The organism is Pseudomonas sp. GD03858, from assembly GCF_029840925.1.
Lineage (GTDB): Bacteria > Pseudomonadota > Gammaproteobacteria > Pseudomonadales > Pseudomonadaceae > Aquipseudomonas.
Genome location: NZ_JAOCDM010000066.1, coordinates 16506 through 28537, shown reverse-complemented (window position 1 = coordinate 28537; position 12032 = coordinate 16506). Strand labels below are relative to the sequence as shown.

The window sequence follows — 12032 nt, the reverse complement described above, 5'->3', positions numbered from 1 at the left end:
AAACACCTCTGACGGCGGACACCTCGAGGCCCTCACTCGGTCAATTTCCATGCAGAACACCCACCCCGATACAGGTAGCAGAGGGCATCAGTCGTTTCGACAGGACGAGGTGCCATCCGGCAAAAAATGGAAGTAGTTGATTCCAATGAGGAATGACATGTTTCGAAAAGGTCGTTTGTCGACCCCGCCTCATAGATCGATACTGGCCCTGATCAACGCTGACAACGCGCTGTTCGAAAGAGAGGAAAAGTTCGATCGCCGGCGTTTACAACAACAACGAGCAACTCCGAATTCGCGAATGCTGCTCCAACTTTCAGCCGCCTTAGCGGCGGCCGACCCACTCGAGGGTTCTCCATGGCATCGCCAGACAACAACAAACAGCGGTCCTTGCAGCATGGCCTGACTTCACGCCAGGTATCGATGATCTCCATCGCCGGCATCATCGGCGCCGGCCTGTTCATCGGCTCGTCCAACGCCATCGCCACCGCCGGTCCGGCCATTCTCATCTCCTACGCCATGACCGGCCTGCTGGTGCTGCTGGTGATGCGCATGCTCGGCGAAATGGCCATCGCCAACCCCAACAGCGGCTCGTTCTCCACCTACGCCAGCGAGGCCATCGGCCCCTGGGCGGGCTTCACCATCGGCTGGCTGTATTGGTGGTTCTGGGTGCTGATCATTCCGGTCGAGGCCATTGCCGGCGCGGATATCCTCCACGCCTACTTCCCGGACGTGCCGTCGTGGCTGTTCGCCTTCCTGATCATGATCGTGCTGTCGGGCACCAACCTGGTCAGCGTGAAGAACTTCGGTGCCTTCGAATACTGGTTCGCCCTGGTCAAAGTGCTCGCCATCATCGCCTTCATCGTGGTCTGCAGCCTGGCGGTGTGCGGCTTCTGGCCGCTGGCGCAGGTTTCCGGCGTCAGTCGGCTGTGGGACAACGGCGGCTTCATGCCCAACGGCTTCGGCACCGTGCTCGGTGGCGTGCTGATCACCATCTTCTCGTTCTTCGGCGCCGAGATCGTCACCATTGCCGCCGACGAGACCGCCAACCCGAAAGACAAGATCCGCCGTGCCACCAACCTGGTGGTCTACCGCATCGCCATCTTCTACCTGGCGTCGATCTTCCTGGTGGTGTCGCTGGTGGCCTGGAACGACCCTGGGCTCAAGGCGGTCGGCTCGTTCCAGCGCGTGCTGGAAGTGCTCAACGTGCCTGGCGCCAAGCTGCTGGTCGACCTGGTGGTGCTGGTGGCGGTCACCAGTTGCATGAACTCCGGGCTGTACACCGCCTCGCGCATGCTCTACTCGCTGGGTGCCCGGGGCCAGGCGCTGCGCATGACCAAGCGTATCTCCGGGGCGGGCGTGCCGACCGTGGCGGTGATTCTCTCGACCCTGGCTGGCTTTGCCGGTTGCTTCGTCAATTATGTGTTCCCCGGCAAGGTGTTCGGTTTCCTGCTGTCCACCACCGGTGCCATTGCTCTGCTGGTGTACCTGGTGATCGCCGTGTCGCAACTGCGCATGCGCGCCCGCGTCGAGCGTGAAGGGCGCACGCCGGAACTGAAGATGTGGCTGTTCCCCTGGCTGACCTGGCTGGTGATCGGCACCATCGTCATGGTCTTGGGCTACATGCTGTTCAGCGATGCCTACCGTTACGAAACGTTGATGACCGCGGGCGTGACCCTGTTCATCCTGCTGGTCTCGCTGACCCAGCGCCGCAAGCGGGCTTCGACGCTGCAGGCGGCCTGACGTGGGAGCGGGCTTGCCGGGGCACCGCGTCGCCTGCTTCGCGGGCAAGCCCGCTCCCACAGGTACTTCACTGACCTCTAGAGCAGTGGAGTGCCGGTGTGCGGCGGTTCGGCGCACCGATAAACCCGCTCCCACAGAGGTGGGGCGGGGCGTTACCATCTGGTCTGCGTTGCCTACCTAACTCCAACAAGCCAAGGACGCCCATGACCGCCTCCCTGCAACAACTCGCCGCACCCGAAGGCACCTGCTATGGCTGCGGTTGCTCCCATCCCAGCGGCCTGCATCTGCAAAGCCATTGGGACGCCGACGGTATCCATCTGCTATGCCGTCATTCCCCCGACGAGACCTTCATCGGCTGGCCCGGCCTGGTCTATGGCGGTCTGCTGGCGATGCTGGTCGACTGTCATTGCAACTGGACGGCCATGGCCTACCACTACCGCGCGGAAGGCCGCGAGCTGGGCAGTCTGCCGCGCATCGACTGCGTGACCGGCCAGCTTGGCCTGACTTACCTCAAGCCCACGCCGATGGGCGTCGAGTTGCTGCTCAAGGCACGTGTCGAGGGCGAAGTCGGGCGCAAGTGCCGAGTGGTCTGCGAGGTCTGGGCCGGGGATGTGCTGACCGTCACCGGCGACTCGGTGTTCGTGCGGGTCGATACCGAGAAGCTCAAGCGTCAGGCCCATCAGCAGGGCTAGCGCCACCCTCGAGCCCGGTCCGCTGTTGAAAAAACTGACGGGCCGGTTGTGAAAAGTCCTATATGTCCGCTTCGTCGCTGGGAATAGCCTGAGGCCGCTTTTCCAACAGTCTGTCTGCCAGAGGTTCAATCTCCGAAGCCCTGGCAGGACTTTGCGCTGCCGGTGCTTCCGGTTTGCGACGAGCCTTTCAGACATTTCCCGCACGATGGTGCCGATGCCTGTGGCGACCGCCGTTTGCCGCGCGCACCGAAGGAGCTTTTCCATGCCCGTTCTTTTCAACCGCAAGACGTTGCCGCTTGCAGGCCTGTTCGTGATGCTGGGCGGTTGCGCCAGTGTGGTGGTACCGACCGAACAGATCGAACTCACCCGTAATGCCGTCAACCGCGCGGTCACGGCCGATGCGACCCAGTACGCACCCGTGGAGATGCGCGACGCCCAGGACAAGCTGAGCGCCATGGACCGTGCGCTGGGCGAGAAACAGTACGAGCAGGCTCGTCTGCTGGCGCGGGAGGCCGAGGCCGATGCCCGTCTCGCCGAGATCAAGGCGCGCGCCAACCGGACCCTGGATCAGCTCGACAGCGCGGAAAAAGGCATCGAAGTGCTCAGGCACGAAATGCTTGGCGCGCCTGATGCCATTGCGACCCAACCTGCCCAGTAAGGAACCGAACATGTCCAAACGCTATCTGCTGCCTGCTCTGTCCGGCCTTGCCCTGACGCTTGTCGGATGCGCCGCCACACCGGAAAACCCACAGTTGCTGGAAGCCAGGGGGGCTTACGCGGCCTTGCAGGGCAAACCGCAGTCCCATCGCCTGGCGGCCCTGGAAACCCGCCAGGCGCAGGCCGCGCTGGAGAAGGCCGAACAGGCCTCGCTGGGCAACCGCAAGGCGCCCGAGGTGGGGCAACTGGCCTACCTGGCCAACCGCAGCATCGAGGTTGCCGAGCAGACCATCGTGCTGCGTCAGGCCGAGGTCGGCATGCGTGGCATCGAGGCGCGTCGCACGCAGGCCCAGCTCGATGTGCGCACGGCTCAGCTCAATGCGTTGAAAGCGCTCAAGGGGCAGCAATCGGAGCGGGGCACCGTGGTGACCTTCGGTGATGTGCTGTTCGACACCGGGCGGGCCGAGCTGCGTGCTGGCAGTCACGGCGATATCCAGCGGCTTGCCCGGTTCCTGTTGGAGAATCCCGAACGCAAGGTGCGCATCGAAGGCTTCACCGACGCTACCGGTGGCGAGGCATTGAACCAGCGCCTGTCCGAACAGCGCGCCGCGGCAGTGGCCAATGCCTTGTACCGGCAAGGGGTCGCGCCAGCACGTATCGTCAGCGCAGGCTATGGCAAGGCGTACCCGGTGGCGAGCAATGCCGATGCCTATTCGCGCCAGCTCAACCGCCGGGTGGAGGTGGTCGTTTCCCATGACGCGCGACCGGTCACGGCACGCCACTGAGCCTGGCAGGCGATCCGCTGCAAGGCGGGTCGCCTTTTCATTTGCAGCACTGCGCCAGGGCTGGCATTGTCGGGCGTGATCCGGCTACCCGACAGGATGTTGCCATGCCCTACCAGATCCGTCCGGCCTGCGATGAAGACTGCGCGGCCCTGAGCCTCGTCGGCCAGGCTACCTTCGCGCTGGCCAGCCCGCCCGACAGCGCTGCCAGCGCCCTGCGGCACTATATCGCCGACCATCTCCAGCCCGAGCACTTCCGGGCGCACCTGCGTCATCCGCACAAGCGCCTGCTGATCGTCGAGCAATCCGGCCAGGTGCTGGGCTACAGCATGCTCGACCTGGCGCCTGGCGTACTGGGCATCGCCGCTGCCGATCACATGGTGGAAATCTCCCGTTGCTATGTACTGCCCTGCGCCCACGGCCAGGGCGCGGCGCAGCAGCTGCTCGATGCGACCCTGGCCCACGCCCATGGCCTGGTCCGGCTGACCGTCAACGAACTCAATGCCAGGGCCATTCGCTTCTATACGCGCAATGGCTTTGCCAAGGTGGGGGAGGCGATCTTTCCCTGCGGTGACGAACGCCACCGGGACTGGGTGATGGTCAGGTCGCCTTCAGGCCTTTAAATTGAACAACCCAACCTTTCAGGGCATGCCCATGAGCGATCTTTCCGCGTTCCCCATCACCCGCAAATGGCCGGCGCAGCATCCCGAGCGCCTGCAACTCTATTCGCTGGCCACGCCCAACGGCGTCAAGGTCTCGATCATGCTCGAAGAGATCGGCTTGCCGTACGAGGTGCACAAGGTCAGTTTCGATACCGAGGACCAGCTGAGTCCCGCGTTCATTTCGCTCAGCGCCAACAACAAGATCCCGGCGATCCTCGACCCCAATGGCCCGGGTGGCCGACCGCTGGGGCTGTTCGAGTCGGGAGCGATCCTGCAGTACCTGGCCGAGAAGAGTGGCCAGCTGCTGAGCCAGGATCCGGCCCAGCGCTATCAGACGCTGCAGTGGCTGATGTTCCAGATGGGCGGCATCGGGCCGATGTTCGGCCAGGTGGGGTTCTTCCATTTCTTCGCCGGCAAGGACTACGAGGACAAGCGTCCGCGGGATCGCTATGTCAATGAGTCCAAGCGCCTGCTGGGCGTGCTCGACCGCCATCTGCAGGGGCGGCAGTGGATGGTCGACGACTACAGCATCGCCGATATCGCCATCTTCCCCTGGGTGCGCAACCTGGTGGAGCGCTATAACGCGCGCGAGTTGGTGGGGTTCGATGAGTTCAAGGAAGTGCAGCGAGTCCTTGCGCAGTTCCTCGAGCGCCCGGCGGTCCAGCGCGGGCTGAAAGTGCCGAATTAAGCAGCTATCCGCGATCCTGTGGGAGCGGGTAAACCCGCTCCCACAGGCACTGCACACGGCTCAAAATAGCTGGTTCAGCAGCCAATAGAGACTTCCCGCCAGCAACATCGCCGCTGGCAAGGTCAGCACCCAGGCCATCAGCAGGTTGACCAGCGTCTTGCGTTGAATCCCCGAGCCATTGGCCACCATGGTCCCGGCCACGCCCGAGCTCAGCACATGGGTGGTCGAGACCGGCAAGCCGAACAGGTCCGCCGCGCCGATGGTGCACATCGCCACCACCTCCGCCGACGCGCCCTGGGCATAGCTCAGGTGGGTCTTGCCGATCTTCTCGCCCACCGTCACCACGATGCGCCGCCAGCCGACCATGGTGCCCAGGCCGAGGGCGATGGCCACCGCCACCTTGACCCAGAGTGGGATGTAGCGGGTAGCGTCGTCCAGCTGGCGCTTGAACAACTGCACATGGCTCGCGGTGTCGGCGTCGAAGTCGGCCAGCCGATGCTTGTCGATCAGGCGGATGGCTTCGCTGGTCAGGTACATGTCGTTGCGCACGTTGGCCATGGCCTCTGCCGGCACGCGGTTGAGCGAGCCGTAGCCCTTGACCTCCTCGCCGATCATGCCGCTCAGCGCGGCCAGTGCCGGGACGAGTTCAGGCATGGCCTTGGGCTCGGTGATGAACCGGGTCAGCACCTGGCGTGGGTCGGTGGGCGGTGTGGCCGGCGCCGAGCGCTCCAGCGCCTGGCGGGTCACCTCGGCGACCGCGGAAAACTGCAGGGCCTGCTCGCTGGGCATGGTCTTGTTCAGCGCATAGGCCATCGGCAGGGTACCGACCAGGATCAGCATGATCAGGCCCATGCCTTTCTGGCCATCGTTGGAGCCGTGGGCGAACGACACCCCGGTGCAGGTGAGGATCAGCACTGCGCGAATCCACCAGGGCGGCGGTGTTTGCCCCGCCGGTGCCTGGTACAGCTCGCGGTGCTTGACCAGCGTGCGCAGGGCCAGTAGCAGCAGGGCGGCGCAGGCGAAGCCGATCAGCGGCGAGAACAGCAGAGCGTAGCCAACCTTGCTCGCCTGGGCCCAGTCCACGCCGCTGGTGCCGTCGCGTCCGTGCATCAGCGCATTGGCCACGCCCACGCCGATGATCGAGCCGATCAAGGTGTGCGAGGACGACGCCGGCAACCCCAGCCACCAGGTGCCGAGGTTCCAGATGATCGCCGCCAGCAGCAGGGCGAAGACCATGGCGAAGCCGGCCGACGAGCCGACCTGCAGGATCAGCTCCACCGGCAGCAGGGCGATGATGCCGAAGGCCACCGCGCCGCTGGAGAGCAGCACGCCGAGAAAGTTGCACAGCCCCGACCACACCACCGCTACCGATGCCGGCAGCGAATGGGTGTAGATCACCGTGGCCACGGCATTGGCCGTGTCGTGGAAGCCGTTGACGAACTCGAAGCCCAGGGCGATCAGCAGCGCCAGGCCCAGCAGCAGGAACGGCGTGAGGGTGGTGACCACGGTGCCACTGGCGCTGACGTCCTGCTTGAGGCTCCAGAAGGTGTAGGCAAGGCCGGCCAGCAACAGGCCGAAGAACAGGGTGAGCGTGGCGCGTCCGGGTTTGTGCGCAAGGTGAGGGCGCGGGTTGCGCAGGGGCAGGTCGGTCTGGCTGGCCAGGGACGGGGTTGCCATGAGGGCTCCGGTTGGCGTTGGGCGTTGGTGCCGAGGGCCTTCAGCATAGAAACAATTCGTTACCAGGGCGTGACCTCGGTCAATGAAGGCCCTAGGCTTGTTGGGGAACGATGTCGCAGGAGTGCCTGATGATTCGCTGCAAACGTGTCTACGAAGCCGCTGGCGCCGGGGATGGCCAGCGTGTGCTGGTCGATCGCCTGTGGCCGCGCAACAAGCGCAAGGAGGACCTGCACGGCCAGTGGATGCGCGAGGTCGCGCCCTCCGACGCGCTGCGCAAGGCGTTTCATGCCGGTGAAGTGGATTTCGCCGGTTTCACCCAGCGTTACCAGCGGGAGCTGGCGGCGCATCCCGAGCACTGGTATCCCTTGCTGGACCTGGCCAGCAAGGGCGATCTGACCTTGCTGTATGCCGGCAAGGACACTGAGCACAACAATGCCCAGGTACTGGCCCGCTGGCTGGAGGACGAGCTGGACCGGCGTGGTCCGGGAAGCTCGCCGGTCTGCTATGCCCCTTGAGCTGATCCCCGCCACCGAGCAGCACCTGACCTTCGCCCGCGACCTCACCCGTCGCGCCATGCTGGCGTACTACCGTGAATTCGACCTGCTGTGGATCGAAGAGGCCTTCGACGAAGCCTGGGGTTGGCGCGAGCAGTGGCTGGTGGTCGAGGATGGCCAGGTGCTGGGCTTCTGCAGCCTCAGCCAGGATCGCCAGGCGCTGTACATCCGCGAGCTGCACCTGCTGCCCGAGCACCGCGGACGGGGCGTCGGGGGCTGGGTGCTGGAGCAGTTGGCCGAGTGGACGGCGCAGCGCGGATTGCCGTTGCTGCGGCTGATGGTGTTCAGCAGCAATCCGGCGCGGCGCCTGTACCAACGCCGAGGATTCGCCGAGGTCGGCATGGACGAGTGCTTCGTGCGCATGCAGCGTCTGGTGCCCTGACGCGAGCCCCTGTAGGAGCGCACCTTGTGTCGCGAAAGGGCCGCAACGCGGCCCCGGCGATCTTTGCTTTAACGCTGAAATCCTGGGGCCGCTCCGCACCCCTTTCCGACCGGTCCGACGCCTCGGCAAGGCCGCTCCTAGAGGAGCCGTGTATTTCAGTCCTGGCGTACCCTGACCATCTGCCCCTGAACCAGCATCGCCTCCAGCACCGGCCCCTGCAACGTCAGCAGGTCGCCGATCAGCAGGTTCTGCAGCAGCGCCTTGCCATCGAAGGTATTGCCCCCCAGCTCGACCTCGCGCACGCCCTCGACCCGCACCACCGCCTTGCCCACCTGACCCAGGCGATTGCCGCTGATCACCAGCGGCCCCGGCTGCGGCGTGGCGTTGCGCAGGCTGACGGCGTATTCCGGGGTATTGCCGATACGGTTACCCACCAGGGTCAGCGCCGTGACCTCGCTGGCATCCACCGCGCTGCCCCGGCTGCTGGCCAGCAGGTTGTCGTCGATCAGCAGCGGCGCCGCTAAGGTGGGCATCAGGTTGCGCAACTGGATGCCATTGCCACGGCTGTCGCCGATTCGGTTGCCGGCCAGCAGCACGGCACCGCGCTGGTCGCTGATCTCGATGGCGGCCTTGGCCGCGCCAAGGATCAGATTGTCTTCGATCAGGGCGCGGGTCTGGCCACGCAGGCGCACACCGCTGTTGTTGTCGATGCCACGCAGCTGGTTGCCTTGCACGTGCAACTGACTGTCGCGCACGTCGATGGCGTACTGCTGCGAGCGCTCGAATTGACTGCCAATGATGATCGCCTGGCTGTGCTGCAGCTCCACCGCGCTGGACAGCTCGCTGAATCGACTGGCTTCGATCACGACGCTGGCCGGGCGTGTGGCGGCGGCTTGCTGGGTGCTGAGCGCGGTGCTCAGGCCGCGGGACAGATTGGCGTTGTAGCCCAGGCGCATGAGCGTCGAACCGATCACCTGGGTATGGCTGCCGGCCCAGGCCACCACGAATGGACGCCAGGCACGGTCGGTATTGCCGGCCTTGTCGCCGGCCATGCTCTGCAGCGATGACTGGTTCAGCCCCAGCCAGCCCTGGTTGATCAGCGCCGTGCCGGAGAAGCTGTACAGATAGAGGCTGGTGCCTTCGAGCACGAGACCGGCATCCGGGCCGATCATCAGCGGATAGCTGAGCAGGTAGCCGTCCTTGTAGCGCTTGAGGATACGTGGATCGCGCAGGGTGTCATGCAGTTGCGCCAGGGTGATGCTGCCACCGCGCAGCACCACGGCCTGGGGGTGATGCGCCTGGTAACCGGCGATGGCGCGGAACAGACCGTTGTTGACGAAGGGTTCGAACGGCCAGCTGCCGGCCTGGGACGAGAACATCGTTTGCAGGCTGACGCTGGCGCGACCTGGCGGTGGCGGGCGGCGAGCCTGCTCGAAGGACACGGCCTGGCGTGCTTGCTGGCGCAACTGGGTCAGCTGCTGCTGGTGTTGTGCCAGGGGCAGGGTATCCACTGCGGGGGTGGCCTGGACGGTGCCTGCCAGCAACAGTGCGGCCAGGCAGGAGGAGAAGCGGCTGAACGGTGCCATGGTAGCGTCCTTGGTCAAGGCAGGTGGGGGTAGGCCGGCTTGAGCGGGCCACCGATCTGGCTGTAGTTGTCCACCTCGCCGTCCTCGCTGTCGTACAGCTGGCGAGCCAGGGTATGGCTCGGCTGGCGGGCGAGGAACGGGATCAGCCAGGCCAGCTTGTAGGGCGCGACATCAGACTGACGCTGGCCCTTGAGCTCGGGCAGGGTGTCCGGGTCGAGCACGCTGCGGGCGGCGAAGCTGGCCAGGCGGTCGAGGGTGCCTTGGTCGTCGTCGCTCCAGGGTAGGCCGTTGGCGCGGGCCGACTCGCCGAGCAGCACCAGCGGCACCAGGGCGTACTGGCTGTAGTTGGCGGCCAGCTTGCTGCGGGCCACTTCCAGCGGCAGGTAGGCATAGTCACCGTGGCGCACGGCCTGGGCCAGGCCTCGGCGCAGGTTGCCGTCGGCCCAGCGGATGAAGTCGTCGCGCTCCACCAGCATGCCGGCGGCAGCCACTGCCCAGGCGGCCCAGTAGTCATGGTTGTTGAAGTAGATGGTGGTGGACTGGCGGCGCGGGTCGTACTCGCGGATCACCTGCTCGCCGAGCTGGGTGAACCAGCGTCGCTGCGCAGGCGTGAGGCGCAGCTTGCCATCGGCCGCCGCCTGGGTCAGCAGCACCGCGCCGGACATCGCCGCCAGCGCCCACTTGCGCGCGGCAATCCCGGTGTTGCTGGCGTCCGGGTCGAGCAGGGCGCCGGCCTTGGCCCAGTGCTCCAGCCACTGGTCCTGACAGGCCAGGGCCATGTTGGCGTCCTGGGGCTTCTTCGCGTTCTGGAAGCGCTTGCCGGCGTAGATCAGGCCACCGATGAACTGCTTGACCTGCCTGGCGATACGTTCGCTGTCGGCATCGGGCGTGGCGCGCAAGGTCGATTTGCTGGCGTCGCGTTGGTCGTATTTGCTTTGCAGTCGCAGGCTGCCGGTGTAGGGCGGCGGCGGTTCCTTGCTGCAGACCAGGGTGCGATAGTCGGCGATCATGGCGGCCTGCGGCGTCGCGCGAGGCGGCCAGATCGACTGGGCGGCGTGGGCCTGGGGCAGTGCCAGGGCGAGCGCGAGCAGCGCAAGGATGCGTCTGGGGGCAGGCTTGCCCGCGAGCAGGCCAGAGGATGCGTTGCGTCCTTCGCGGGTGAACCCGCTCCCACGGAACATTACAGGCACAGGCGGGTCTCCACTTCGGTGGCGGCGCTGCCGGGCTTGGTCGGCTCGAGGAACACCGAGAGCAGGTTGGCGCCTGCGAACTCGGGGGCCTTGCTCAGCTCCAGGTAGTACTGACCGCCGCCGACCACGGCCTCGCGACGGAACCACACCTTGTCGCGGGCGCCGTTGTCGTAATAGACGATGATGTAGAAGTCCTTGGCGTTCTTGTCGCTCAGGCGGATGTCGAGAAAACCCTTCGACCCGCTCAGCGACTGGCGCGCGCTGCCGGCATTGCTGAGCAGCTCGATGCGCTCGCCGACCTTCAGCGCCGGACGCCGCAGCCTGGAGGACAGTACCTCTGTGGACGCCTTGCAACCCCCTTGCACCGCCGGTACCAGCTGGCGGTACATCAGCGGCGAGTCCAGCCGGTAGTTGGCCGGCAGTTCCCAGACGATCAGCTTGGGCGGCGCCTCGGGCTTGTAGTCGGCCGACAGCAGGTACTCCAGCAGCGAGCCGTCCTCGCCAACCCCGGGCAGAGCGTAGTTGAGGATGTCCACGTCCAGGTACTGCTTCAGGTAGCCGTCGAAGTTGAACTGCTTGCTTTCGTCCTCGCGGGCCGCGGCGTTGCTGTCGCCAACCAGGATCACCTGCGGATCGGGCGCTTCGTCGAACAGCGCGTCGCTGCTGTCGGCCACCGGGATGGTCTGGTAGCCGCGCACGTACTGGAAACCATAGTTGTTGCCGCAGATGTAGCTCAGCGCCAGGTTCAGGGTGCCATCCTTGGGCACCATCACGCCGGGCTCGGTGCGGTACTGCTTCTTGGTCAGCTCGCCGTAGAAGGGCTGGCGGCGGATCTCCTCGGCCAGCAGCTTCGCCGTCGCCTCGGCGCCGGCCGGGGTCCAGTGGTGGTCGCGGCGGAAGAAGTATTCGCCCTTGGGAGGCTGGCGCACCAGTTGCATCATCGGCGCCACCACCGCGCCGCCCTGGCGCAGCTGCCCCAGGTAGGCCTCGAGGTTGCGGCTGGCGCGCGCGTAGTCGAAACCGTGCAACTGGTCGGGGTAGAGCTTGTCGCGATGCATCAGGCCACGGGTCGGCTGGATCGCCATGGCCACCTGGATGCCCTGCCGGTGAAAGGCGTCCATCAGCCGGGCGAACTCCGGGCGCATGGGCGCGGGGATGCCGAAATCGTTGGTCAGGTCGACCATCGAGCGGAACAGCCAGCGCTCCTTGCCGGGAACGATCTGGCGCATCAGCTTCATGCGCCCTTCGGCATAGTGCTGCGGTTCGGCCAGGGCCGGGCAGACCATGCACTGCAGGCTGTCGCAACCGGGCTGGGTGCCGGCCTGCGCCGCCTGGCCGGCCAGGCTCAGCAGGGCCAGGGTGGCCGCCAGGCCGAAGGGGAGGAGGGTGTTCATCGGGCCGGTCATCCTTGCTGGTGGCGCT

Annotated in this window: 12 protein-coding genes; 8 read left to right on the top strand and 4 right to left on the bottom strand. The window is 65.7% G+C overall.

Features of this window, described 5'->3' with window-relative positions; genetic code table 11:
* The first annotated feature begins 354 nt into the window (after nucleotides 1-354).
* The 6 genes from N5D48_RS16980 to N5D48_RS16955 all read left to right on the top strand — a co-directional run bounded on the left by N5D48_RS16980 (nucleotide 355) and on the right by N5D48_RS16955 (nucleotide 5221).
* A complete protein-coding gene (locus N5D48_RS16980) occupies nucleotides 355-1740 on the top strand; it encodes an amino acid permease (protein ID WP_279886375.1) in 1386 nt (461 codons plus the stop codon).
* A gap of 203 nt (nucleotides 1741-1943) precedes the next feature.
* Complete coding sequence (locus tag N5D48_RS16975; protein ID WP_279886374.1) at nucleotides 1944-2432, top strand: PaaI family thioesterase; 489 nt, start codon at nucleotides 1944-1946, stop codon at nucleotides 2430-2432.
* Between the two features lie 262 nt (nucleotides 2433-2694).
* Nucleotides 2695-3090 (top strand): DUF4398 domain-containing protein, encoded by a 396-nt coding sequence (locus N5D48_RS16970; protein WP_279886373.1) that lies wholly within the window; start codon nucleotides 2695-2697, stop codon nucleotides 3088-3090.
* 10 nt (nucleotides 3091-3100) lie between these two features.
* The gene (locus N5D48_RS16965) at nucleotides 3101-3874 is read left to right on the top strand and encodes an OmpA family protein (RefSeq protein ID WP_279886372.1); all 774 of its coding nucleotides are present in this window, start codon (nucleotides 3101-3103) and stop codon (nucleotides 3872-3874) included.
* A 104-nt stretch (nucleotides 3875-3978) separates the two neighbouring features.
* Complete coding sequence (locus N5D48_RS16960; RefSeq protein WP_279886371.1) at nucleotides 3979-4494, top strand: N-acetyltransferase; 516 nt, start codon at nucleotides 3979-3981, stop codon at nucleotides 4492-4494.
* Nucleotides 4495-4525: 31 nt separating this feature from the next.
* Entirely contained in the window at nucleotides 4526-5221 is a 696-nt protein-coding gene (locus N5D48_RS16955; protein WP_279886369.1) for a glutathione S-transferase N-terminal domain-containing protein, read from the top strand.
* A gap of 60 nt (nucleotides 5222-5281) precedes the next feature.
* Here N5D48_RS16955 and N5D48_RS16950 read toward each other — a convergent pair whose 3' ends face one another.
* Entirely contained in the window at nucleotides 5282-6898 is a 1617-nt protein-coding gene (locus tag N5D48_RS16950; RefSeq protein ID WP_279886366.1) for an inorganic phosphate transporter, read from the bottom strand.
* A gap of 128 nt (nucleotides 6899-7026) precedes the next feature.
* Here N5D48_RS16950 and N5D48_RS16945 point away from each other — a divergent pair, with 128 nt between their 5' ends.
* Together N5D48_RS16945 and N5D48_RS16940 are read left to right on the top strand one after the other, a co-directional pair.
* Nucleotides 7027-7413, top strand: a complete 387-nt coding sequence (locus N5D48_RS16945; protein ID WP_279886363.1) for a DUF488 family protein — start codon at nucleotides 7027-7029, stop codon at nucleotides 7411-7413.
* The gene (locus N5D48_RS16940; protein WP_279886360.1) at nucleotides 7403-7834 is read left to right on the top strand and encodes a GNAT family N-acetyltransferase; all 432 of its coding nucleotides are present in this window, start codon (nucleotides 7403-7405) and stop codon (nucleotides 7832-7834) included. Before N5D48_RS16945 ends, N5D48_RS16940 begins: the two co-directional genes overlap by 11 nt.
* 155 nt (nucleotides 7835-7989) lie before the next feature.
* On the opposite strand, the gene N5D48_RS16935 is transcribed toward N5D48_RS16940, so the two are convergent.
* Genes N5D48_RS16935 through N5D48_RS16925 form a run of 3 tightly spaced genes read right to left on the bottom strand, consistent with a single transcriptional unit; the run spans nucleotide 7990 to nucleotide 12004 of the window.
* Nucleotides 7990-9420 (bottom strand): right-handed parallel beta-helix repeat-containing protein, encoded by a 1431-nt coding sequence (locus N5D48_RS16935; protein WP_279886357.1) that lies wholly within the window; start codon nucleotides 9418-9420, stop codon nucleotides 7990-7992.
* Nucleotides 9421-9434: 14 nt separating this feature from the next.
* Nucleotides 9435-10601, bottom strand: coding sequence for a polysaccharide lyase (locus N5D48_RS16930; protein WP_279886354.1), 1167 nt, complete (start codon nucleotides 10599-10601; stop codon nucleotides 9435-9437).
* Nucleotides 10601-12004 carry an alginate biosynthesis protein AlgX gene (locus N5D48_RS16925; protein WP_279886351.1) on the bottom strand — a complete coding sequence of 468 codons (1404 nt, stop codon included), beginning with the start codon at nucleotides 12002-12004 and terminating at the stop codon, nucleotides 10601-10603. The genes N5D48_RS16930 and N5D48_RS16925 overlap by 1 nt, the downstream gene beginning before the upstream one ends.
* Nucleotides 12005-12032: the final 28 nt, after the last annotated feature.